General features: G+C 52.8%; 22 protein-coding genes. 9 read left to right on the forward strand and 13 right to left on the reverse strand.

Annotated features, from left to right (window positions below; all coding sequences use genetic code 11):
• Positions 1-59: 59 nt before the first annotated feature.
• Positions 60-899, reverse strand: coding sequence for an NAD-dependent protein deacetylase (locus DFK18_RS07015; protein ID WP_114417513.1), 840 nt, complete (start codon positions 897-899; stop codon positions 60-62).
• A gap of 84 nt (positions 900-983) precedes the next feature.
• Here DFK18_RS07015 and DFK18_RS07020 point away from each other — a divergent pair, with 84 nt between their 5' ends.
• From DFK18_RS07020 to DFK18_RS07035, 4 genes are all read left to right on the forward strand, one after another.
• A complete protein-coding gene (locus tag DFK18_RS07020) occupies positions 984-2903 on the forward strand; it encodes a diguanylate cyclase domain-containing protein (protein ID WP_162299718.1) in 1920 nt (639 codons plus the stop codon).
• Positions 2904-2998: 95 nt separating this feature from the next.
• Complete coding sequence (locus DFK18_RS07025; protein ID WP_114417515.1) at positions 2999-3940, forward strand: sodium-dependent bicarbonate transport family permease; 942 nt, start codon at positions 2999-3001, stop codon at positions 3938-3940.
• A 139-nt stretch (positions 3941-4079) separates the two neighbouring features.
• The gene (hemP, locus tag DFK18_RS07030) at positions 4080-4247 is read left to right on the forward strand and encodes a hemin uptake protein HemP (RefSeq protein WP_114417516.1); all 168 of its coding nucleotides are present in this window, start codon (positions 4080-4082) and stop codon (positions 4245-4247) included.
• Between the two features lie 185 nt (positions 4248-4432).
• On the forward strand, positions 4433-5542 hold the full coding sequence (locus DFK18_RS07035; protein ID WP_114417517.1) for a ChuX/HutX family heme-like substrate-binding protein: 1110 nt from the start codon (positions 4433-4435) through the stop codon (positions 5540-5542).
• 539 nt (positions 5543-6081) lie between these two features.
• Here DFK18_RS07035 and bfr (DFK18_RS07040) read toward each other — a convergent pair.
• The 7 genes from bfr (DFK18_RS07040) to ohrR form a co-directional block, all read right to left on the reverse strand.
• Positions 6082-6549, reverse strand: a complete 468-nt coding sequence (gene bfr, locus DFK18_RS07040; RefSeq protein WP_114417518.1) for a bacterioferritin — start codon at positions 6547-6549, stop codon at positions 6082-6084.
• 3 nt (positions 6550-6552) lie between these two features.
• A complete protein-coding gene (gene bfr / locus DFK18_RS07045) occupies positions 6553-7026 on the reverse strand; it encodes a bacterioferritin (RefSeq protein WP_114417519.1) in 474 nt (157 codons plus the stop codon).
• A gap of 135 nt (positions 7027-7161) precedes the next feature.
• Positions 7162-7356, reverse strand: coding sequence for a (2Fe-2S)-binding protein (locus DFK18_RS07050; RefSeq protein WP_114417520.1), 195 nt, complete (start codon positions 7354-7356; stop codon positions 7162-7164).
• Between the two features lie 110 nt (positions 7357-7466).
• On the reverse strand, positions 7467-7832 hold the full coding sequence (locus DFK18_RS07055; protein ID WP_114417521.1) for a DUF6164 family protein: 366 nt from the start codon (positions 7830-7832) through the stop codon (positions 7467-7469).
• A 9-nt stretch (positions 7833-7841) separates the two neighbouring features.
• Positions 7842-8957, reverse strand: coding sequence for a tRNA 2-selenouridine(34) synthase MnmH (gene mnmH, locus DFK18_RS07060; protein WP_114417522.1), 1116 nt, complete (start codon positions 8955-8957; stop codon positions 7842-7844).
• Positions 8957-9991 carry a selenide, water dikinase SelD gene (selD, locus tag DFK18_RS07065; RefSeq protein ID WP_114417523.1) on the reverse strand — a complete coding sequence of 345 codons (1035 nt, stop codon included), beginning with the start codon at positions 9989-9991 and terminating at the stop codon, positions 8957-8959. Before selD ends, mnmH begins: the two co-directional genes overlap by 1 nt.
• A 140-nt stretch (positions 9992-10131) precedes the next feature.
• Positions 10132-10608, reverse strand: a complete 477-nt coding sequence (ohrR, locus tag DFK18_RS07070; protein WP_114417524.1) for a transcriptional regulator OhrR — start codon at positions 10606-10608, stop codon at positions 10132-10134.
• A 133-nt stretch (positions 10609-10741) separates the two neighbouring features.
• Between ohrR and ohr the strand changes: the two genes are divergently transcribed.
• From ohr to rnhA, 3 genes are all read left to right on the forward strand, one after another.
• Positions 10742-11164, forward strand: coding sequence for an organic hydroperoxide reductase Ohr (gene ohr, locus DFK18_RS07075; protein ID WP_114417525.1), 423 nt, complete (start codon positions 10742-10744; stop codon positions 11162-11164).
• A 211-nt stretch (positions 11165-11375) separates the two neighbouring features.
• Complete coding sequence (locus DFK18_RS07080) at positions 11376-12746, forward strand: site-specific integrase (RefSeq protein ID WP_162299719.1); 1371 nt, start codon at positions 11376-11378, stop codon at positions 12744-12746.
• A gap of 797 nt (positions 12747-13543) precedes the next feature.
• On the forward strand, positions 13544-14047 hold the full coding sequence (gene rnhA / locus DFK18_RS07085; RefSeq protein ID WP_114417527.1) for a ribonuclease HI: 504 nt from the start codon (positions 13544-13546) through the stop codon (positions 14045-14047).
• A gap of 313 nt (positions 14048-14360) precedes the next feature.
• On the opposite strand, the gene DFK18_RS07090 is transcribed toward rnhA, so the two are convergent.
• The 5 genes from DFK18_RS07090 to DFK18_RS07110 all read right to left on the reverse strand — a co-directional run bounded on the left by DFK18_RS07090 (position 14361) and on the right by DFK18_RS07110 (position 21593).
• Entirely contained in the window at positions 14361-14993 is a 633-nt protein-coding gene (locus DFK18_RS07090; RefSeq protein WP_245944345.1) for a recombinase family protein, read from the reverse strand.
• A gap of 153 nt (positions 14994-15146) precedes the next feature.
• Positions 15147-15500 (reverse strand): hypothetical protein, encoded by a 354-nt coding sequence (locus DFK18_RS07095; RefSeq protein ID WP_114417528.1) that lies wholly within the window; start codon positions 15498-15500, stop codon positions 15147-15149.
• 50 nt (positions 15501-15550) lie between these two features.
• The gene (locus DFK18_RS07100; protein ID WP_114417529.1) at positions 15551-18772 is read right to left on the reverse strand and encodes a type I restriction endonuclease subunit R; all 3222 of its coding nucleotides are present in this window, start codon (positions 18770-18772) and stop codon (positions 15551-15553) included.
• Entirely contained in the window at positions 18769-20040 is a 1272-nt protein-coding gene (locus DFK18_RS07105) for a restriction endonuclease subunit S (RefSeq protein WP_114417530.1), read from the reverse strand. The genes DFK18_RS07100 and DFK18_RS07105 overlap by 4 nt, the downstream gene beginning before the upstream one ends.
• Positions 20037-21593: a type I restriction-modification system subunit M gene (locus tag DFK18_RS07110; protein WP_114417531.1), complete on the reverse strand. Its 1557-nt coding sequence runs from the start codon at positions 21591-21593 to the stop codon at positions 20037-20039. The genes DFK18_RS07105 and DFK18_RS07110 overlap by 4 nt, the downstream gene beginning before the upstream one ends.
• 212 nt (positions 21594-21805) lie before the next feature.
• On the opposite strand from DFK18_RS07110, the gene DFK18_RS07115 reads away from it, so the two are divergent.
• Positions 21806-21985: a hypothetical protein gene (locus DFK18_RS07115; RefSeq protein ID WP_114417532.1), complete on the forward strand. Its 180-nt coding sequence runs from the start codon at positions 21806-21808 to the stop codon at positions 21983-21985.
• Positions 21972-22394: a MarR family transcriptional regulator gene (locus tag DFK18_RS07120; protein ID WP_114417533.1), complete on the forward strand. Its 423-nt coding sequence runs from the start codon at positions 21972-21974 to the stop codon at positions 22392-22394. The genes DFK18_RS07115 and DFK18_RS07120 overlap by 14 nt, the downstream gene beginning before the upstream one ends.
• Positions 22395-22450: the final 56 nt, after the last annotated feature.

Raw genomic sequence — 22450 nt, forward strand, 5'->3', positions numbered from 1 at the left:
GCCCCGTCTCCGCAGCGCCTGTTATATTGAGCGCATTTTTTTAAAGGTTATTGATCCTACTAAAAATTTACCAGAGCGCCTAGAACTTCATTGACGTCGGCGGAGATTTTTAGATCCAGCAGGTCATCGGCCCGGGTTTTGCCACGATTGATGGCCACCAGGGGCACTCCTTTTTGTTGGGCCAGGCGGCAAAACCGGAACCCTGAATAGACCATCAAGGAGGAGCCGACGATTAAGAGTCCACCGGCTGTTTCCAGTGCTTTTTCTGCAGCCAGGCGCACCGATTGGGGAACCAGATCACCGAAAAAGACCACATCCGGTTTGATAATACCACCACAGCGGGGGCAGGGAAGCAGGTGAAAAGCTTCAAAATTCCGGTTTTCAAGGTCGGCATCGCCATCAGGTGCTATCTTTGCAGTGAGGGTGGAGAAATCTGGATTCAGTTCTTTAAGTTGCTGATGGTAGGCGTAGCGCATACTGCGGAAACCGCAGGTCTGGCAGCTGACGGTATCTCCCCGTCCATGCAGGTCGATGACCCGGCGAGAACCCGCCTTTTGATGCAGGCGGTCGACATTCTGGGTGATAATCTGGTCAACTAGGCCCTGATTTTGCAGTTGACACAAAGCCAGGTGACCCTGGGTTGGCTGAGCCTGCCGGAAGGCTTCAAAACCGGCCAGAGCTCTGGCCCAGTAGCGCTGGCGTACTTCGGGCCGGGTCATGAAATCTTGATGTTGGACCGGTTGGCGGCGTTTCCATTGGCCCTGATCATCCCGGTAGTCGGGGATGCCCGAACCCGTGCTGAGGCCTGCTCCTGAGAGGACCAGCCACTGCTGGTGGCCTTGCAGGAGTTCGGTCAGTTGAGTCCAGGGCAGGTTTTGCGGGAGTGTGAGTGACTGCATGCAGAATTCCGGGTAACCCCTAGATCGTTGTACAAAGCTATAGCTTAGAGCGATGTTTTCCAAGGAACAATAATGAAGTACTGGATGAATTCTTTACACGCACGCCTGATGCTCAGTCTGGGCCTGGGCTGGGTGTTGGTGGTCAGTGTGCTTCTATCCACCTCCTGGTATGTCGGTCGGGATATTACCCGTGAATCCCTGTTGGTGCAGTTGGACTATCAGGCGGAAATGCTGGGCCAAACGATAGAACAGAATATCGATAATCGTCTTCAGGCATTAGATCAACTGGGGCAGGAAGTTCAAAATCAACCTCAGCTTGCAGACAAGCTTCTTTCAGAGAACTCAGCGCTTCTAGCCTACTTTGACCGCTTGTTTTATGCTTCCGCAGCGGGGCGGATAGAAGCTCTCTGGCCGGATAACCCCAAAGCACATCAACTGGATATCTCCAATCGCGAATATTTTCGACGGGCCCGGGAAGTCCACCTTGGCTTTGTCAGTGAGCCCCTGATAGGGCGTATTAGTCATACGCCCTTGGTCGTTTTGGTTGATCCCATCCGTAATGATGATGGCGAATTTATCGGTATAGTTGGCGGGACGCTGCCAATCAGCGGCAATAATTTTCTGGGATTCCTGCAAAGGCACCGGTTGGGGCTGCAAGGTTTCGCCGGTATTGCTTCCTCTTCGGGACAAATATTGGTGCATCCGAATCACGAGATGATTCTGCAGCCCTTCCCAGGCAGTAATCCGTATCTTGAGCTGGCCCTGCTAGGCTGGGAAGGTGCAGTAGAATCCAGCTACTTGGATGTACGAGCTCTCCAAGCCTACCAGCAAATCTGGAGTGCCGATTGGGTGATAGGCGTTTTCCTGCCGATTGATGAGGCCTACAAGGCTTTTGATCGCCTCTGGTGGTTGCTCTGGATTATTGGTGGGGCTGTGATTCTGCTGACTCTGCCCTTTATCTGGTGGTTGCTCTGGTTTCTACTGCGTCCGGTGAAGCGCTTTTCCTTGCAAATAGAATCCATCACCCGGGGCGAGCAGGAGCGAATCGAAGCCCAGTCTCCACTCAGTGAATTACAATCGGTGGCGCGGCGTTTTAATACTCTCTTATCCAACCAGGCGCGTATCAAGGATGAGCTACAGCAGCGTCAGGTGTACTTGTCGGCGGTACTCGACTCTTCTCCGGCAGGCATCTTCCTGACCGATCTGGAAGGGCGCAGTATCTATGTAAATACGGCCTATATGCGCATGACCGGCCTGCCCGAGGAGGCATTGCTGGGTTGGAGGTGGTTGGAGCAGCTGCATGCCGACCATAAATCCTCCCTCTTGCAGGACTGGAAGCTGGCCATGGCCACCAAGAGCAATTATGAGGTGGAGTACCGCTACTGGACCTGGGACAAGCAGTTGATCTGGCTGGAGGCTCATGCCTCACCTATTGTCGATGAAGCTGGACAGGTCCAGGGGTATATCGGAACCATCAGGGATATTACCGAGCGTAAGAAGAAAGAGGAAGCTGATCGCTGGGCCGCCCACCATGATGGGCTTACCCATCTGCTCAACCGGCGGGGCTTTGATGCCGTCATGCATCAGGCCTTCAGAGCCTGGAAGGAAAAACGCCAGCCAGCCGTGTTGTTACTGATTGATCTGGACCACTTCAAACCCATCAACGATAACCTGGGGCATGATGTGGGAGATCGCTGGTTGATTCGTATTGCCGAGCTGATTGAGGAAAGGGCTGGCGAATCTGGGGCAGCAGCTCGCCAGGGGGGCGACGAGTTTGCTCTCTTGTTAAGCGGGATGTCTCGGGAAGAAGCTGCTCGCGAAGCTGAAATTCTGCGTCAGGCGGTTATGAATCTGACACTGCCAGGTTCTGAAGGCTTTCAAGTCACCACGAGTATTGGCTTGGCTTCTTTTGAAGACACTGATCAAGCAGCCAAGGATCTGGTTAAAAGAGCTGACGAAGCCTGCTATCAGGCCAAAAGTGAGGGGCGTAATCGTATTCGCTAAAAGCATCTTTAGGGGTCAGGAGTAGGCTAGCGACTAAAGACTAGGGTAAACTAGCCGCAGTTTTTGACTTGAATCAGAAAATCCGAGGTGAATTGATGCCGGATATCGTGGCCATGTTTTTTGTTCTGGGGGTGATTTCAGGTCTGTTGAAATCCGACCTCAATCTGCCTAAAGCTGCTTATGACACCCTGAGTCTTCTCCTGATGCTGACCATCGGTCTAAAAGGCGGGATGGCTCTGCATGGTAATTTTTCTTCGGATCTTTTGCTGGAGGCCTTAGTTGTCCTGAGTCTGGGGTTCGTTATTCCCTTGATTCTGATTCCTCTATTGAAACTGGTGGTCGGGCTGACTGCCCCCAATGCTATCAGTCTGGCGGCTCACTATGGTTCGGTGAGTGCGGGTACCTTTGCGGTGGCTTTGGCCTACACCATGACCCATCAGCTGGAAACCGGCGGCCAGGTGACTCTCTATCTGGTTCTCCTGGAGCTGCCTGCTCTATTGGTAGCTCTGAGTATCTATCAATTAACGCGTGAAAAGAGTGAGACAGCTTTCAGCCTCAAGGCGCTGCTGCATGAAACCTTTACCAACCGTAGTGTCGTGCTTCTGGTGGGTGGTGTCGTCATAGGTGCCCTTTACGGTTATGACCAAGGATCTCAGGTCACCCAGTTGCTGACTGGCAGCTTTGCGGTGGTTTTGGCGCTCTTCCTGCTGGAAATGGGTTTGGTTGCAGCAGAAAGCCTGCGCAATCTGCGCTGGCATTACTGGCGGGTGGTTGTCTTTGCTGCACTGGCACCAATGGTGCTATCCCTGGCGGGTATATTTGCTGCAGTACTTTTGGGGCTACCCGAAGGCTCTGCCCTGATTCTAGCAGCCTTGACGGCGAGTGCTTCCTATATTGCAGCCCCGGTGGCAATTCGTAATGCCATTCCTGAAGCGGATATCGGTCTGGCGATGTTGGCTTCACTGGGGATTACCTTTCCCTTCAATGTGCTCCTGGGGATTCCGCTCTACCATGAATTCTGGTTGCTAGTGCAGTAGCTTTAAGGCCTCTGTGGAGGCCTTTTTTATTGCTGAACTGGACATAGGTGATAATTGATAGTATTCTCATTTGATATATAGAATCATATGAAAAAACTGCTAACAGTTTTTGGTCCGTCCAGAAGGCAGGTTACAGCAAATGGATGTAAAACCTTCCCCGAACTCCAGCCCAGCGGCGACAACGCCACCTAAGGTTACGACGCGTGAGCTTTTTCCCGGTTCCTGCAAACAACTTCTCATCGAGCATGAGGGTGAGGTTTATAGCCTGCGCATCACCAGCAAGGGGCGTTTGATCTTGACCAAGTAACCCCGGTTTTCCTGTCTTGCTTCCCCTGAACCCGGCAACTGCCGGGTTTTTTCATTCAGGCTTGACAGGCATAGCAATACAAATGATAATGATTATCAATTGGTGCTGAGCCAGTGATAACCCCGCGTTTAACTAGCCAAGGCATCCCTTAAGGTTTGTTTGTATTTTGCCGTCAGGAGATCGTCATGAATGCTTTGGTCCAGCTTCCCCTTCAAGAGCAATTTCAGCAGGAATCCGCTCCCTCTCTGGTCTACCTTGCCTTGAGCGGCGTTCGCCAGGCTCACCCGCATCTTGGCTTGCAGCACTGGAGTCGGCTTTTGGCGACCAGTGAAGGTGAATTGCAGGCCTCACGCCTGGGTCAGGAAAATATTCATGCCCTGGAAGATGTTTTCTCCCTGCTCTATCAGTTGTCGAGTTTGGAGGAGGTAGAGGTCACCAGCTTTAATGATGGCGGCCAGGTCAGCTACCTGGGCAGCTTTTCGGCACCGGAACTCTGCCTGCAAGATCCCAGTCAGTTGGGTTTGAAATTTACCAGTGGATCTCAGGAAATCAGTTTTTTTCTTGAGGACTGGTATTGGGGTTGTGCACTGGAAGAGGAGGATGCTCAAGGCGAACAGCAATGGAGTCTGCAGTTTTTCGATCGTGAGGGAAAAAGGTTTCTAAAAATCGCGGCAGTGGCCGGCACAGCCTTGAACGCCTGGATGACGCTGGTGGAAACCTTCTCTCGGAGCCAGCAGCAGTTGGTCCGTCCACTCTTTGCTACCCGTACAGAGACAAGGACCCAAGCTTCCACGCTTAACCCTGATTCTTTTTGTCAGGCATGGCGGCAGTTGGGATCTCCCAGCCAGGTGAATCAGCTGCTGAATCAGCAGGGAATCAACTACCGTCAGGCTGTGGAGCTTCTGGAACCCAGATTGGCCCGTAGTGTCAGTATTGACAGCCTGGAAAGCCTGTTGGCCGCTCAGCAGCAATTAGGTGGTTGTGGTTGCAAATCCAGAGGTTTGCGTCTGGATTTTTACACGCCAGGCAGTGTGCAGGGATGTCGCGGTTACTTGAGGGCCACTCGACTGGAACGGCAAGAGTGGCAGCTGGCCTATTGCGGTGGCCGAATTGATCTAAACCCGGCGCAATTGGGGGAGGCTTTTCTGGTTCGAACACCCAAGGGGCAGGGGTGGATGACCTCACTGGATATTTTTTCGGATACGGGTCAGTTGGTTCTGCAGGTTCGTGAGGACTCGGATCCAGAAGCGGCAGAAAATCTGCTGGTGCGTAATCTTTTTACCCGGCTGCAATAAAGGAGTTGATCATGCTTAAAAGAAATCTTTGGTTGCAACTGGTCATGACAGGCTTGTTTTTGAGTATTCTGGCCCCTTTGCTGAATCAGTTGGGTTAGCAAACAAATCCTGTGAAAAAACCTTGCAAAGGTAAACGAGAAACATTAACATTAAAACCATGGGATCAAGGATCCTGACTTAAGGCAAGGGCAGGTCGCTGCTCAGATTGTTTTAGGTTCTCCTCATCATCAAGCGAGTTTTAAGCCGCCCTTTTCAAGGGCGGCTTTTTTTATTGCTGGCCGGTGACTCGATCCAGAAACCCGTCTGACAGAAAAGTTTTTAAAAAGTACTTGCAATCAAAAATGAGAATCGTTACCATTAACTCATGGGTTGAGAAATCCATGGCTTAAAGCAAAGGGTGTTTACAGGTTCCCTCATTGTTTTAGGTTCTCCTCATCATCAAGCGAGTCTTTGCCGCCCCCTTGGGGCGGCTTTTTTTTTGAGCATAAAAAAAGCACCTCCGCTGGGAGGTGCTTCCTGGCAGCTTCTGATTGAAGGAATCAGATTTGCGACTGCTGGTAGTTCTTCATGCCAATACGCTCGATCAAGCCCAGTTGGATTTCCAGCCAGTAGGCATGATCCATTTCTGTATCATCCAACATTTGACGCAGAATTTCGCGGGTTTGATAGTCCTGTTCTTTTTCACACAGGGCGATGGCCTTTTTCAGATCAGCCACGACCTGGTATTCCAGCTTGAGATCGTTGGTCAGCATTTCTTTGACGTCCTTGCCCACATTGATGGGGGGACGGGTCACCATGTCAGGTGTACCTTCCAGAAAGAGAATCCGTTCGATCAGAGCCTTGGCATGCTGTTTTTCATCATCAAACTCATGCGCAATTCGCTCGTGCAGTTTGCTCAGTCCCCAATCCGCGTACATCTCCGAGTGGATGAAGTATTGATCCATTGCAGTGAGTTCGCCGCCAAGCAGCTCGTTCAGTGCCTGAATTACTTTTTTATTGCCTTTCATGTCTTATTCCTCTTCCATCGATGCCTGAAGATAGTTTTCAATGCCCATTTCTTTGATCTGGTACTGCTGGGTTTCCAGCCAGTCCAGATACTCTTCTTCATCTTCCAGAATCTCCTGGAGCAGATGGCGGCTGATGAAGTCTTCTTCTTTCTCGCAGAGGGCAATGGCAGAACGCAGCATCTTGATAGCATCCAGCTGCAGGTCTTCATCACACTTGAGCATTTCCTGGGTGTGTTCGCCGATGCGAAGTTTATCCAGGTGTTGCAGGTTGGGCAGGCCTTCGAGGAAAAGAATCCGCTCAATCAGTTCATCGGCCTGCTTCATGTCCTTGATGGACTTCTTGTAAGCGGCTTTATTGAGCTTTTCAAAGCCCCAGTTGCGAAACATCCGGGCGTGGAGGAAATACTGGTTAATTGAAGTTAACTCCAAGGTGAGGACCTTGTTGAGTTCTTCCTTAATGGCTGAATTGCCTTGCATGTTAGTTACCCTGAGGTTGCCAAATGAATGAAAGCTGGCTTGCCATAGCGGCTGGCTGGCAAATTCAGGGTATAGGATAGTATGCCCAAGTAAATTAGGCAAAAAAAGGTGGGTTGTTTGTGCGGTCAGTTAGAGTCAGGCGGCTACTATTTCACACGAACTACAGGCTTCCTTCTGGTTGCGCAGGAGTTCTCTGGCCGTACAAACGCATTTGCCACACTGGCTGCCCAGTGAATGCTGTTTGTAAAGATCACGCATGCTCGCTGCCCCCTGTTCAATGGAGGTCTTGATTTGCTGATCGGTTATCCCCTTGCAAACACAAACATACATGTGGCTTTCTCCTGCAAATGCTAACTATTATTAATAAGGTTAGCGCCTTGTTGAGAGGTTTGCAAGTGGTAATTATTGTTATTTGTTTTTATTTCTGATCTGTCTTCCGATCAGAAAAAGAGCCAGACAACCGGTAGAAAGCCGAGGGTCAGGATGATCAGGATGGCCAGCATGGATAACAAAAAGCGACCAGGTCTTGCCTGTAGTTGCTCAAAAAAGCTCACTTGTTGGCCCTGAGCCCGTTCTTGCTCGGCATTCTCCTGGGCTGCCAGGTAGCGTTTTTGCTGGTATTCGTTGAGAAGGCGCCTGGCTTCCGGCAAATCCTCGTTATGAACCAGCCAGAGGGCATCTACACCCAGAAACCAGCGACCGGCTGAGGTTTCATAAAAGGCAAGTTCAGCTTCTTCGAGGAGTTCACGAACCTCCTGAGCTTCGTCTTCAGGAACGCCATAGAGTTTGAATAAGAGGGTGGCCATGGAGGGTATCTACTCGTTTACAAGAGGATGGCTTGGCTGATTGCGGGCTTGCAGAAAGGCTTGGACTTCGGTGGCAGAGCCGCGAAAAATCAGGCGTTCGCTTTTTTGTTGTTCATGGTAGTGGTACATGGGGTCATAGTAACGATCCAGCAGCCCCTCGATCCAGCGCCGGTGAAGAGCCAGACTCAGCTTCTCATCCGGACAGGCCAGTGCTTCCTGCAGGATTTTCAGTAGCTTAAGGTAGTTCTCTGACCCCAGACGCTTGCGTATGCGACCCAGAGCGGCCTGGAGGTGCCCCCCGAAGTTGGCAGGGCCACTGAGCTGACCGTCACGGTCAATAAATTCCTGTTGCAGCTTGATAACATACTCTTGCAGCAGGCGCTCAATTCTTTCCTCGCGCGGTGCTTCCAGGAGTACCAGAGGACTTTTCTGCATTTTTAAATAAAGGCTTCTGGGCAGGGCCAGACGACCGATCATGGGGTTTTCATCTTCCAGAATCAGGAAGGAGCCTTGATGCTGCTGTTTGAGTAAAGCTAGGGCGAGCTGATTCTCAAAATTGATTTGCGTGGGCTGGCCGCTGGCATGACGTCCAAAGCTGGAGCCCCGGTGGTGAGCCAGGCCCTCGAGATCGATACTGCCGGGAAGCCGGGGGAGTAACTCGGTTTTTCCGGTGCCGGTCATGCCACCCAGTAGCAGGGGCGAAGCGGCCTCAATCAGTGTTTCACTGGTATCCAGTAGATAACGCCTGAGTGCCTTGTAGCCACCGGGTACGCGTGGATAGTGAACGCCGGCATCAGCTAGCCACTGCTGCACCAGTTGTGATCTCAGCCCACCACGAAAACAGAACAGATACCCCTCTGGATGACGGCGGGTAAAGTCGATCCAGGCTTCCACCCTGGCCTGTTTGGTGGCTCCCTGGACCAGTTGGTGACCGAGCTTGATGGCCGCTTCCTGGCCTTTTTGTTTGTAGCAGGTGCCCACTTGGGCGCGTTCGTCATCGGTCATGAGTGGCAGGTTTTCTGCCGTCGGAAAACTGCCACGGTTAAATTCCACCGGAGCCCGGGTATCCATCAGCGGTGTGGATGCCATAAATAACTCGCGGTAAAGCTGAGACGCCCTTGTCATTAGCTAACCTCGACTGCCTGAGCAGTAGCCGCTTGCATCTGACCCAGTGACTGGAGTTGCAGACCGGCTTGGCTGGTAAGCGCAAGAAATTCTGTCTCTGCCTGGGGATGGACTGCGACCAGCAGACCGCCACTGGTTTGAGGATCGCAAAATAGCTGCTGCTGTTCGGGTGTCATCTTGCCCAGACGGTGACCATAGCTATCCAGATTGCGTCCGGTACCTCCGGGGATGCAGCCCATTTGTAGGTACTCATCGGCTGCCTCCAGTCGGGGAACTCGATCAGCCTGGATGCAAGCAGTCAAACCACTGCCATCAGCCATTTCCACCAGATGGCCCAGTAAACCAAAACCGGTGACATCGGTCATGGCAGTGACGCCGGCCAGACGAGCCAGTTCCTGACCGATCCGGTTTAACCGGCACATCCATTCGGTCGCCAGTCCCTGGTGCTCCGGGCGCAATTTGCCCTGTTTTTCTGCTGTCGTCAGGATGCCGATACCCAGGGGTTTGGTCAGAAAGAGCAGATCGCCTTCGTTGGCAGTGTTGTTTTGCTTGAGCTGGCTTTTTTCTACCAAGCCCGTCACGGCCAGACCGAAAATCGGTTCGGGCGCATCGATGGAATGACCACCCGCCAGGGCAATTCCGGCTTGATCGCAAATGGAGCGGGCTCCGGCAATGACTTCACCCGCTACTTCGGCAGGGAGTTTACTGATCGGCCAGCCCAGAATGGCAATGGCCATCAGTGGGGTTCCGCCCATGGCATAGATGTCACTAATCGCATTGGTCGCGGCAATGCGACCAAAATCAAAGGGATCATCGACAATGGGCATGAAAAAGTCCGTGGTGGAAACCACGCCCTGATCAGCATTCAAGGCAAAGACAGCAGCATCATCGCGCGAAGCATTGCCCACCCAAAGGCGTGGGTCAGCAACCTGGGAGCCAGCCTTGCTCAAGATCTGATCCAGCATTTTCGGGGAAATCTTGCAGCCACAGCCAGCACCGTGGCTGTATTGGGTCAGACGGTAGGTCGGGGTCATGTCAGGCTCTTGTGTAAAAGCCCTTAGACTAGCCGAGACAGGAGCGAGAAAAAAGCCCTTACCCGGCTCGCAGGGCAAATGGGTTGTACTGGGGAAAACACTTGCCTAGTAGAAAGGTGAGCTTGGCTTTTATTTACTGGTTAGCCTGGATGATCGTCTCCTTCCAGGCGATCAATGATTTTTTCACAAAGATTTCTTAACTGGATGAGCTCATTCGTATCCAGGGTTACCTTGCAGGCCATGGCTCCGGGCACGGTAAGTGCGCGTTCCCTGAGTTTTTTGCCCTCAGTCGTCAGGTTGAGTACCCGAATACGTTCATCGGTTTCACTCCGGCCTCGAGTCAGATATTGCTTGGCTTCCAGGCGCTTGAGCAAGGGAGTTAGGGTGCCTGAGTCCAAATGCAGCTGCTGGCCCAGATCCTTGACACTGACACCGTCTTTTTCCCACAGCAATAGCATAACCAGATACTGCAAATAAGTGAGTTCCAGCGCTTCCAGCAAAGGGCGATAGGCCCGGATCACCGCATTGGCGGCACTATACAGAGGAAAGCAGATCTGGTTTTTAAGCAGCAGTGCTTCTTCAGCGTCAAGGGTTGGTTTGTTGGTGCAGGAGGACATAGTCAGGCCTGAAAAAGAGTGAAAACAAAGTGGGCTCAATATAAATTGCGCACAACCTTCTTGCAAGCAGGGTTTTGCCGGTTATAATGGTTGCTAGCAATTAAATTGTGCGCAATCTATATAAGGAGGAATCATGGCAAATCTCTATTCAACTCGTGCAACTGCTTCAGCAGGACGTAACGGCCAGGTTAAAACTGATGATGGTCTTCTTGACCTGGATTTGGCCTATCCCAAGGAAATGGGCGGCAGCGGAGCTGCGACCAACCCAGAGCAATTGTTTGCAGCAGGCTATTCGGCTTGTTTTTCCAATGCACTTCTTCACGTAGCCCGTGAAGGAAAGGTTGCACTTAAGACAGCCCCGGTTACAGCCGAGGTGGGGCTAGGCCCTAATGCCAGTGGAGGTTTTGCGCTGAGCGTCAGTCTGGAAATCCAGCTGGATCTGCCCCAAGACGCAGCCGTCGAGCTGACACGCTCAGCTCATCAGATCTGCCCCTATTCCAATGCAGTTCGTGGCAATCTGGAGGTAGCGCTGAGTGTGAATGGCCAGGTGCTCTAATTCACGACCAGCAAAGCTTTCAAATGTTTGCTGACATAAAAAGCCCCGGCTTTCCAAGGAAAGCCGGGGCTTTTAGGGTCAGGCTGAAAAGCCGGGCGGATTACATCATGCAGGTCTGTTTCTTTATAAGCTCATGAAAGCATTGAATTTTGTGGGTTTGGCCATACATAGATTCCTACAAATCTTCCTACATTTCTTGCCGCCTAGAAAAATGAATGATCGTAAGTACCTGAAATTACGCCACAATACTTGGTATTTCCAGAAGCGCGTACCTAAAGCCCTGAAACCTCTGTACCCGGATGCTGACATCATTGAGAAGTCACTGGAGACCGGAGACATAAAGGAAGCGAGGCATCGGCGCGACATCATCCTCGGTCAGCTTCGTCAGCGAGAGCACCTAATCAAAATCGAGTCGGAGCCCCGCCAAAGGTTCCGACGCTACGTTGACGAGCTTCGACAGGTAGCCCAGGACAGGTTTGTCGGCCCAGATGTTGAATGGGAAGAAGTGCTTGATCCAGCTTCAGTCAGAAAAGAAGATGATCCCGAGTATGTCGAAGCCTACAAGGTAGTTACACAAGGAAAGACTGATAGTGATCGTTATGGAATTACCTTGAAAGAAACTCTAGCCCATCAGATTCGAGCCAGTGAACGAGAGCAACTCCACACAAAGGGAACCAGGGAGAGGTTTAAAAAGACAGTTGATTCCTTTCTGCTTTACCTGAATGAAGCTGATATTCAACTCAATCAGATTGAACGTTCCCAAGTGTTTGATTTTATAGATCATTGTCGAGAGAGGCTATCAGGTGCAACTGTACAAGGTCATATATCTCGACTGAAGACACTCTGGAATTACGCCTATTCTCGTGCTTGGGTTAAAGGTGATAACCCTTTTGAGAAACACAAGATAAATACCAGTAAAGGGCGTCAAAAGAAACAACCCTTCACTGAAGCTGAGCTGAGAAAACTCATGGTTGTTATAGAGGATCAGCCTTTTTCGATGCAGCTTTTGACGTGCATGGGTTTGTACACAGGAGCCCGGATTAGTGAACTGATCAGCTTGAGACTCCAAGACTTTAAGGAAGAAGATGGTGTTCACCTTATGGGTATAGCCTCGCAAGAGGATGGTAAGACAGAGGCAGCAACCCGATGGATTCCGGTGCCAAAGCCTTGCCTCTCCCAAGTTGAGAAACTCAGGATGGAGTCAGCCGATGTGGGCTCGGAATATCTTTTCCATGATTTGGTGAGTATTCGACCGGATGGTCGGCTTGCTTACCTGGCTACCAAGCGATTCGGCGAGATCAAACGCAAGCACGTAACCGAGCGCCAGGACAAAGGCTTCCATTCATTCCGGGTAATGATGGCTACAGCATTGCAACAGGGCGATGTCTCGGAGTTGGTAGCAGCCTACCTCCTCGGCCACAGCCGTAAGGGGCTCACCATGAGTTACGGCTATTACAGCAAAGGCTATGATGCCAAGAGGCTTCAGGAAGCGCAGGATCGTGCAATCGCAGTGATTGACGAGATGCTCGGCAAGAAGTCCGATCCGGCCACCGTTCGACCGCAACAGGCGGAAGTTGTGTAATCCGGTCCCCAGGTTCACTGACGGAGCCCCTGAACAGCAACGCGCAAGATCGCTGCAAGATCGGCGACGTTCAATTAGGGGCCAGTTATGGAGAACAATACAGAGCAGCGATGTCCGGCAACTAGGTGACAATTTAATTGAAGAGGAACGCATGTTCCCGGCTTTGTGTTTCTTGAAGACCTCACTGAGGGGTGCACATCCAGCGCCCCCAGAGGCCTACTCCCTTTGAGCTTCCGGCATGAGCTGTATGAACGCACCAGTTGGCACAACCAGACTGGTGGCAGTTGGGGCAGACGTGAACCGGGCAAGACTGGCGCAGATGATTTGAGGGGGCACTGCGTTGAAGTCGGCTACATCTGACGAATTTCAGATGGTGGTAGTAGAGGGGGCGAAGCCCCACTTTCAGTGGGTCTTATAGTTCTTCTATGAGATATCCATTACTTCATTACCATCATAAGTAATCACCTATACAGGTCTCTATCTGAAAGACCTACATCAAGTCTCTCTTGTGGTCTCTCTGTTGGCTAATCCTGTGAGTGACATCCACAAGATCACTTGATGAAACCATCCTGAACGGTTCTGACATGGATTGTGATGATGACTGATGAGCAGTTGTCTGAAGCATTCTGTCAGCACCCACCAGCTCTGTCGGCCACTCCCTGAGCCGACCATGAGCCAATCTCCAAGTTAACCCAGTGACATCCTCGAAGGCGACTGGTCAGGTAGGCGGTATGTATCCGCTCACTGGTCTGTCTGCCTGAAGGGAGCCAGTCGCTTTCGACGATGAGGATACAATCATGAAATCAGATATCAGCATTTACACAGACGGTTCTTGCCTGAACAACGGATCGGAGTTCGCACCAGGTGGCTGGGCAGCGGTTTTAGAGAACGACTGCAAGCAACTGCGAATCAGTGGACGAGAATGCCCGACGACCAACCAGCGGATGGAGCTGATGGCTATTATCAAGGGCCTGAAGGCGGTCCGTAGCAGTAGCAAGGTTATTAACGTCTACACAGACAGCGCCTATGCTCGTAATGGTTGCATCACCTGGCGACACAACTGGAAGAAGAACGGTTGGATCAAGTCCGACAAGAAGCCTGTTGAGAACCTGGATCTCTGGAAGCAGTTAGATGAACTGTTGGAGCAGTACGAAGTGACCTTCTACAAGGTGAAGGGCCACAGTGGCCACCCACAAAATGAACTAGCCGATAGCATGGCTGGGGCGGCAGCTCGCGGGCAGGTTTTCAAAAGCTACCGACAGGTCGGTGACTACCAGTTTGACTGGAGGGAAGCCGTATGACGAGAAAGGCTGTTGGTCATTCTTTAAGGGCAAAAGTCAAAATGGAAAACCGATTCTGACTGAAGTCAGGCCAAACAAGCGATACCGACGAAAGAGGACACAGGTTAGCTAACCCAGAATTTTTCCGGCGAAAATCTGAGGGGGTATTATACGCGCTGCGAGACGAGACTCCCCCCCGTGGCCCCAGGGATGGGCCTGTGAAAATGATGCCAGGCCGGGGCATGACCTAGAGGAGACTGCTGGCGCGGGTGCGTGATGGCAACTTGTACGCCAGCCCCCAATCCTGGGTCAAGTGGGGATGGTGTCAGGCAGGTCATGCAGCCGCACCCATCTTGATGGCTCGCTGAACTGTGCTTGGAGCACACCCAGCCAGTTCCGCCGTCTTGCGAATACTGAAGCCCTTGTCCCGCAGCTCCTTGATTTTGGCATGAAGCGCCTCATCAGCAGGACGCCCCTTGTAGATGCCCTTAGCCTTGGCTTGCTCGATCCCCTGGGCCTGACGCCTCCTGCGGTCCTCGTAGTCCTTCCTGGCAATGGCTGCCAGCATGTCCAGCAACATGGCATTCACAGCATCCAGCATCCTGGCGGTGAAATCGTCTCCGCTGGTCACCCGCATGGCGGCATGGCTCGTTGGCAGGTCCAGGGACACCACTCTCACACCAGCCCTCTGAATGGCGGTCTTCAGTGTTTCCCAATCATCGCGGGTCAAGCGGGTGAGTCGGTCCACCTGTTCGATCAGAAGGACATCTCCAGGCCCTGAGTCGGACAGCAGTCGCATCAGCTCGGAACGCTCTGCCTTGGTGCCACTGACGTTCTCGGTATACCACGCCGCCACGCGAGCGCCATGCTCCTGTGCAAACCTGCTGAGGGTCTCACGGGCTCGCTCGGCGTTCTGGTCCTCGGTGGAGGCCCTCAAGTACCCACGGATAAAAATGTGTGGTGACATTATTCGCTACCTCTCTCACAATCCCATGTACTCGTATGGGTGTGGTTATTTATAGCGTATCCGTTTGGGTTGTCAAGAATGCTATATCGGTACACCTAGAACCGGCCTATGGCCGTACTCGTTGAGGTATACCTAAATAGGTGCGGTTGTAGCTCACAAAAACTCAACTTCACACTGATCCCATAGCTGATTGAGCTCATCGAGGGTGAGAGTACGATTCATCTGGCTGTAGTGCATCAATAACTCTTTCATCTGGTTATTGAAGGCATTTTCACTTGTTGTGTCGAAAGAATAGCCCTCTGATGTTTTTAACCGAATGAGAGATGCTCCAGCCCTTTTTCGGGCTTCTTCAAAAATTGATTTAGCCTGTGGGTCTTCAGTGACTTGCCTAGAAAACTCAAATAGTGCAAAGCACTGTCCTGCATGGTTACTCGGTTCATTGATTTCAGCTGAAACGGTAAGTGAAGATACAAATAGCGTTAAGCCAACAAACAATAACTTGCGCATTTCTATGTATTATCTAAACGTGCTTGGGGGTGTTGATCGATTATTTTTATCTAGTGGGTGAGAGTTGAATAAACGCTCTGCCCACCGCCGTAGTAGCTGGTCATCAGGTGATGAAAGGCGGCATCACATTTCTCGTTGTAGATTTCCTCCTCGAAGCTATCCGGTAGTCCCCGGTCGAAGACGATTTCCAGGGTGCGGCGGACATCTCCCTTGGCCTGGGCCTTCTTCCGCCAGTCCAACACCAGCTTCTCCTCCTTGAGGGTCTCCAGTAGTTCCCGGCACATGGCTTTAACCTGGGCTACTTCCTTATTGGTCATTTCCGGTGCTGGCTTGGTAATTATATCAAAAAGTGCCAATTCTTCTTCGGTGAGACCCTCGCGGATAGCTCGTTGATCTTCTTCCTGAAGGTCCTCGGTGAATTTAATCAGTTCTTGAAAGAAGGTTTCGATGTTCACACTACCTGCGTTGTACTTCTCGATCAGCTTCTTGAATTTCTCCATGAAATCGGTGCGACTGGGGTTCTTGGCCATCATGCTTTCGAGCTTCTGGTTCAGCAGTGCACGTAGTTTTTCGGCCTCAGTACGTTGCTTCCCCCTGTTAAATCGGTCCTTGAGCTTCTCGAAGTCGATTTGGCTGAGATCGAAGAGCTTTTCCTTATCCGTATCCTCGATGACGTAGGGCACCGGAGCGACCGACTGATCCAGCAGGTCGTCCACGTCCTTCATCACCTGGGAGATATCCACTTCGGGCTCCAGCGCCTTGATCTTCTGGGCCAGCACGGACAGCAGCACCGCATCAGGGGCCAGATCATTTGCTGAGGGATCAGGGAGGATGGCTCGATAGACTCGGGAAGTGGCCCTGGCGAGGTTCAAGAAGGCCTTCTTGGTCTCCTCACTCTCCAGTAGCTTCTCAACGGCATCATCCAACAGGGCAACCTTATCGAAGCCCCCAGCCGTTTTGATAGCCTCGGGGTTGATCTGCTTCTCGGTCAGGAAAGTAATCCCCTTGGCCAGCAGATGCTTGAGGTACTCCACCAGCTCGGCCTTCTGGTGGATCGGTGTCTCACCGTCTTGAGGTGGCTCATCTCCGTATCCTGGCCTCGGCTCAGCTACCTTGGATGAAGCCCCACCGTAGATGGCCAGCGCCTCCTGCAGCTTCCTGAAGACACCCGCGTAGTCCACGATCAGGCCCGCTTCCTTGCCGGGGTACTTGCGGTTTGCCCTGGCAATAGTCTGCATCAGGGTGTGGTTCTTCATCGGCTTATCGAGGTAGATGGTGGAGCAAGATGGCACATCGAAGCCGGTGATCCACATGGCGCAGACAAACACCAACCGCAGCGGTCCATCAGGATCCTTGAACTGTTCATCAAGGTCTTCCTCCACCATGCGCTTGCGGTGGGGCAGGATGTCGAGCCCCTTGTCCGCCAGCTCCTTGACCTCGTTCTGTCCCTGGGAGACTACCACCGCCATATCAGTTGTCTCCAGCACCTCGATCTTGTGCTTTAGCGCCTCCTGCTGCTCCTTGGGGGTCGATGCCAGTTCAGCCTGAAGCCGGGCCAGGTAGTTTTTCCAGTGGGCCTGTACCTTGTCGTACATCTTCACGGCGGTGGCCTTGTCGATACAGACCATCATCGCCTTGCCCTGGTGGCCCCTACCGACGAAGTGCTGCACGAGATCCTCGGCGATGGCTTCCAAGCGGTCATCGCGGGTGATCAGGTGGTATTCACGGGCGAACACTCGCTCGACCTTCTTCTCCTGATCCTCGTCCAGCTCGGCATCTTCCAGCAGCTGGGTCAGATCGTCGTTGAGGTTCTCGTTGATCAGCTGCAGCTCAGGGATGCGGTTCTCGTAGTAGAGCGGCACCGTGGCCCCATCGGCGATGGACTGGCCGAAGTCGTAGATAGAGATGTAGTCACCGAACACCTCCTTGGTTTTCTCCTCACCAGCCATCAGCGGTGTCCCGGTGAAGCCCAGGAAGGCAGCATGAGGCAGAGCGGTCCGCATGTTCATCGCCAGGGTATCGTACTGGGAGCGGTGGGCCTCGTCGGTGATGACGATGATGTCCTGCCGGTCCGAGAGCTTGGGGTAGGTCTCGCCCAGCTTGGTGCCGAACTTCTGGATCAGTGTGAAGACGTAGCGGTGATCCTCGCTGAGCAGCTGCTTGAGGTGAGCACCGCTCTCGGCGTGGGCCTCTACCTCGTTGACGGCACCCGTGGCCGCGAAGGTCTTGTAGATTTGCTCGTCCAACTCGTTACGGTCGGTGACGATCACGAATGTCCAGTTTCCGGTGATGGTGCGATGGATCTTCTGGGTGAAGAACACCATCGAGAGAGATTTGCCCGAGCCCTGGGTATGCCAGAAGACCCCCAGCCGACCGGCCTCACCGGCAGGGCGGTTCTTGATCCGCTGCAGTTCGGCGATGGCCTTGTTCACCCCAAGGTATTGGTGGTTCTTGGCGATCTTCTTGATGGTGCCGCCCTGGGCCTCCTCGAATACCGTGAAGTTCTCCACGATGTCCAACAGCCGCGTCCGCTCGGCAATACCTCGGATGGCGGTCTCCAGGGACACTACACCCTTCTCGCCCTCGTCGTTGATCCGCTTCCACTCGAAGAGATGCTCCCAGGGGGAGAAGGTGCTGCCCACCAGGGTCTCGGAGCCGTTAGAGAGCATCACCACGGCGTTGTAGGTGAACAGCTGGGGGATCACCGAGCGGTAGTCGCTCAGGTTGCCGTCATAGGCGGCCTTGAGGGTCTTGTGGCTGGCCTTCAGCTCCACGAACAGCAGCGGCAGCCCGTTCACGAAGCCTACAAGATCGGTACGTCGTGTATGCAGTTCTCCCCTTACCCAGAACTGCGAGGTCAGCAGGAAGTCGTTCTCCTCGGGCTGGCTCCAGTTGATCACCCGCACGGTCTCGATAGCGGTGCCACCATCCTCCTCGGATACCTCGACCTTTACACCATCCTTGAGCAGCCGGTAGACCTCCAGGTTGGCGTTCACCGGGAGCAGCTTGGAGCGGTCGCGGGTCAGTTCCTCGATGGCCTTGTCCAGGGCATCGGCGGGTAGCTCGGGATTGAGCTTCTGAAGAGCCACCCGCAGCCGGGGCACCAGCATCACATCCTGCTGGGTCTGCCGTCCCTCGCTCGATACCGTACCCGACCACTCTCCGTAGAGATTGGCGGTGTCCCAGCCCAGGTCAGAGAACAGCTCGATGGCGGGCTGCTCGACCAGGGCATCCTCGGAGTAGGCATAAGCGGGGGATGGCGGGGGCGTCATGCGGCTTCGACCTCCTTGTCTTCGGGCATGGGAATGTCGGATACGTCGATCTCACCAGAGACCAGCTTGGGCAGGAGCAGGTCGCGTTGGGCGCGGAGGTTCGCGTTCTTTCGATCCAGCCTGTGAATAAGGCTTCTCATCGGTGCGACTGCTTTATCAAAGTCTGAGAGGATATCTCTCTGAGGCACGATGAGCTTCGCCTCTTTGAAGTCAGCAGCCTTCACAGCGGGGTAAGCTGCTCCGGTAGCTCGGTTGACCAAGTAGCTAACGAATTGATCAGCATGGACATACTGGTACAGGTAGTGCTTGGAGATACTCCCTGCTCTCAGCACAGCAAAACCAGTCGAAGCAACAGTATTTTCCCTTGGTTCAACGATCATTGCGCATGAGCGACGATTGGGCCTGACACAAGACCAGAGGACATCGCCAGACTTGACGATGCGCCTTGCTCTTCCTGGCGCGTTGGCGAATTGCATCGTCTCAGCTTTATCGATCTGTCCTGGCGATACAGACGCTATGTCAATGTAATGGATCTCATCCGGAGCAGACTTTGGCTTGATAGCTTCTGGGTTAATCTGAGCAACATCACCAAGCTCCAGAACCTCCCACCCCTCAGGAATCTCCCCAAGCTCACTCTCCTTGAAGCTCACCTCCTCATGCCCAGGGAAGCGGAAGTGAACGAACCACTCCTCGTACAACCGCCGGGCTATTTCCTCAAGGATCTCGATGCAGCGCGTGTTGTTTTCGATCAGGTCGTCGTAGGCGGAAAGGATGGAGGCTATCTTCCGTTGTATTGTTAACGGCGGAAGGCTAATAGGGAACTCAGGGAATTGAGTCAGTGGAACCCTGTCGACAGTTGCCCCAGCGAGCTTGTTTGCTTCAATAGTGTCTCGCCAGTCGTTGCTAAAGAAGTAGTAATGCAGGAACCTGGTGTCTATTCTATCGACATTGGGCCTTATCAAGGCCATCCTTCTTCCAAGGCAGCCACGGAAGCCATTAGGTATAATGGCATACCTATTCAAGGTTGCTTCGTAAGTGAAGACAATGTCGCCACTCTGAGGTGTAACTCTTTTCGTCCACCTGGGATAGTCGTCCTCCGAGATATGCCTAACCTTGCTAAAATCAAGGTGGCCGTCTTCAGTGACATTACCAATACCCAAAAAAACCGGACCTTCTTCTGACGGCTTGGGCGTAGCATGTGGACCATCGTACAGGCCTTCGTAAACCTTTTTTATTGGTACGCGTATCCAGTTTTCTGGCAACTTCATGAGGCGGCTCCCAGAATAGAACTCAAGTTCGAGTTGATGGCTTCCTCGAACTCTCTAGCCTCAGCGTTGAGTACTTCCAGCTCCTCGGACAGCTCTTCAAGCCGTTCAGCAAAATCCACATCATCAGCACCTCTTGCCGCTGCCCCGACATAGCGCCCCGGATTCAATGACCAGCCCTGCGCTTCGATCTCTTCCCTAGTCGCCAATTTGCAGAGCCCAGGAACATCGGCATAGCCGTCGGCTAGCCCCTTCTCGGTTAACAACGTCTTACTGCCCTGATCCAGCTCGATGGCCTCGCCACGGTAGAGCCGCACAATATTGGCCAGGAACTCAATCTGCTCCGGCAACCAGTCCCGATGCGCTCGGTCGATCTGGCGGTAAAGGTGGCGAGCGTCGATGAACAGTACCTTGTCGCCACGCTCGGTCTCGCTTTTGGCCCGGTCGAAGAACCACAGGGTGCAGGGCAGCGTGACGGTGTAAAAGAAGTTCGGCCCCACCGAGACGATCACATCGACGGCACCGGACTCGATCAGCTTCTGGCGGATCACTTGCTCACTTCCACGTGCATCCCCAGCTGAGTTGGCCATGACGAAGCCAGCGCGCCCTTGCTCATTGAGCGCCATGTAGAAGAGCTGAATCCACAGATAGTTGGCGTTATCGGTCTTGGGCAACCCGAGTGGATACCGTGGATCACCTTCAAGGCGCTCTTTGTCCACGCCTGACATGTTGAAGGGAGGATTGGCCATCACAAAGTCGAAGCGGCCACCGAGCTTGTCGACCGCATTGTGAGGGTCTTCGTAGTAGGTGTTGGCGACCCGGACATCGCCCGATAGGCCGTGCACAGCCAAGTTCATCTTATTCAAGTTGACTGTGGTCTGGTCCTTTTCGGTGCCAAAGATCGAGATTTCGTCCATGGCCGTCTTGTGGTGACGCTCCACGAAGTCTGCCGAGTGGACGAACATACCTCCTGAGCCACAAGCCGGGTCGAAGATGCGTCCGTGGTAGGGCTCGATGATCTCAACGATCAGTTTTACGATGGACTCGGGGGTGTAGAAGACACCGCCCTTCTGACCTTCCTTGAGGGCGAAGTTGCCCAGGAAGTATTCGTAGACCTTGCCAAAGGCGTCTCCTGACAGGTCAACCGGTGCAAGCTGCTTGAGCAGCTCCATCAGCACCCAGTTTTCCAGGCGCGTGTAGGTGCGCGGCAGGGCCCCCTTGAGGTCGGGGTTCTCGTCCTCGATGGCCTTCATGGCATCGTTGATCGCCTTGCCGATGTTATCGCCCTCGGTGAGCGACAGCAGGTGTGAGAAGCGGGCGGTCTCGGGGAGGAAAATCACCCCCTCGGCCAGGTAGTCATCCTTGCTCACCTTGCGGCGGCCACCGGAACCCACCGGCCCGAGCTTCTCTTCGGCTGCTGAGTACTTCTTGTCGGCGTACTTCAGGAAGATGAGCCCCAGCACGGGAGTTGAGAACTCGGCGGGCTTGAGGCCGGTATTGGCCCATAACTGGTCAGCTGCTGCCCATAGGCGCTTCCCCACGTCTCCGTTAACCAAGGTGTACTGCTCCTCATGTTCATGTCTTTGAAGAAATATCTTACTACAGCAAAGAGTTTACAGGGAGTTGCGCGTTTTTAAAGCCGCTGGCGCAACTAATCTGGAAGCGATTTAATTGCATAAGTGTGTTGTAAGTTGCTGATATTGATACTTTTAATCTGTTTTTCGAGGTGCTATATAGATCCTGTCTTTACTTGATATGAGAGGTAGATATGAAGATGGAAATTGGGCGCTGGGGTGCCGGTTTTAGAATTGGTGATTTCGAGCTGCGTTTGTTCCTTGGGGATTTCTATTTAAAGATTCCAGGTTGTTTGGAGATGGCTTGGAATTCGACTGGCTTCTATATCGATCCTATTCACCGACAGGGAGGGAAAGCTGATGGAAAGCATTGAAAAGCCAGCGATTACCTCTAATGCTAAACAGGCTGAAAAGAATCACTTGGTCGTTAAAATTGGAATCAAGCGTCTGCTTGGAGCTGTCGCTGCCATTCGTGAAGTTGCTCCTGAAATCGGTATTCAGGCTGTACATTTGCTGCTGGAGGTGGCCAGAAAGCCTGGAATTACGGTCAGTGAATTGATCAGTAAAACTGGTTTGTCGCAGTCCTCTTGCTCGCGGAATTTGGCACTGTTATCGGCTCAACACCGGCTGGGGAAGCCTGGGTTGAATCTGGTGTACACACAGGATGATCCCAAAGAAAGGCGTCGTAAGCTGGCGTATTTGACTGAGAAGGTGTCAATGGCCATTTATTTTGACCCACCTTTGGCCAATAAAATTGACCCACCTGATGCGTTAATTGGTTAACTTTTCTTTCAGTCGATAGCTTTCTCCTCCCAGCATGAAGATGTGTGAGTGATGGA

Origin of the sequence: Marinospirillum perlucidum, from assembly GCF_003336805.1 — a bacterium.
GTDB lineage: Bacteria > Pseudomonadota > Gammaproteobacteria > Pseudomonadales > Halomonadaceae > Marinospirillum > Marinospirillum perlucidum.

Bases quoted from the DNA above. Each gene is read 5' to 3' on its own strand.
- ohrR (WP_114417524.1), bottom strand. From the start codon at position 10,608: ATGTCCTCCTGCACCAACAAACCAACCCTTGACGCTGAAGAAGCACTG.
- DFK18_RS07055 (WP_114417521.1), bottom strand. From the start codon at position 7,832: ATGGCCACCCTCTTATTCAAACTCTATGGCGTTCCTGAAGACGAAGCT.
- DFK18_RS07050 (WP_114417520.1), bottom strand. From the start codon at position 7,356: ATGTATGTTTGTGTTTGCAAGGGGATAACCGATCAGCAAATCAAGACC.
- DFK18_RS07080 (WP_162299719.1), top strand. From the start codon at position 11,376: ATGAATGATCGTAAGTACCTGAAATTACGCCACAATACTTGGTATTTC.
- DFK18_RS07100 (WP_114417529.1), bottom strand. From the start codon at position 18,772: ATGACGCCCCCGCCATCCCCCGCTTATGCCTACTCCGAGGATGCCCTG.
- mnmH (WP_114417522.1), bottom strand. From the start codon at position 8,957: ATGACAAGGGCGTCTCAGCTTTACCGCGAGTTATTTATGGCATCCACA.
- bfr (WP_114417519.1), bottom strand. From the start codon at position 7,026: ATGCAAGGCAATTCAGCCATTAAGGAAGAACTCAACAAGGTCCTCACC.
- DFK18_RS07115 (WP_114417532.1), top strand. From the start codon at position 21,806: ATGAAGATGGAAATTGGGCGCTGGGGTGCCGGTTTTAGAATTGGTGAT.
- DFK18_RS07095 (WP_114417528.1), bottom strand. From the start codon at position 15,500: ATGCGCAAGTTATTGTTTGTTGGCTTAACGCTATTTGTATCTTCACTT.
- DFK18_RS07020 (WP_162299718.1), top strand. From the start codon at position 984: ATGAATTCTTTACACGCACGCCTGATGCTCAGTCTGGGCCTGGGCTGG.
- DFK18_RS07090 (WP_245944345.1), bottom strand. From the start codon at position 14,993: ATGTCACCACACATTTTTATCCGTGGGTACTTGAGGGCCTCCACCGAG.
- selD (WP_114417523.1), bottom strand. From the start codon at position 9,991: ATGACCCCGACCTACCGTCTGACCCAATACAGCCACGGTGCTGGCTGT.
- DFK18_RS07015 (WP_114417513.1), bottom strand. From the start codon at position 899: ATGCAGTCACTCACACTCCCGCAAAACCTGCCCTGGACTCAACTGACC.
- hemP (WP_114417516.1), top strand. From the start codon at position 4,080: ATGGATGTAAAACCTTCCCCGAACTCCAGCCCAGCGGCGACAACGCCA.
- ohr (WP_114417525.1), top strand. From the start codon at position 10,742: ATGGCAAATCTCTATTCAACTCGTGCAACTGCTTCAGCAGGACGTAAC.
- bfr (WP_114417518.1), bottom strand. From the start codon at position 6,549: ATGAAAGGCAATAAAAAAGTAATTCAGGCACTGAACGAGCTGCTTGGC.
- DFK18_RS07025 (WP_114417515.1), top strand. From the start codon at position 2,999: ATGCCGGATATCGTGGCCATGTTTTTTGTTCTGGGGGTGATTTCAGGT.
- DFK18_RS07035 (WP_114417517.1), top strand. From the start codon at position 4,433: ATGAATGCTTTGGTCCAGCTTCCCCTTCAAGAGCAATTTCAGCAGGAA.
- DFK18_RS07120 (WP_114417533.1), top strand. From the start codon at position 21,972: ATGGAAAGCATTGAAAAGCCAGCGATTACCTCTAATGCTAAACAGGCT.
- DFK18_RS07105 (WP_114417530.1), bottom strand. From the start codon at position 20,040: ATGAAGTTGCCAGAAAACTGGATACGCGTACCAATAAAAAAGGTTTAC.
- rnhA (WP_114417527.1), top strand. From the start codon at position 13,544: ATGAAATCAGATATCAGCATTTACACAGACGGTTCTTGCCTGAACAAC.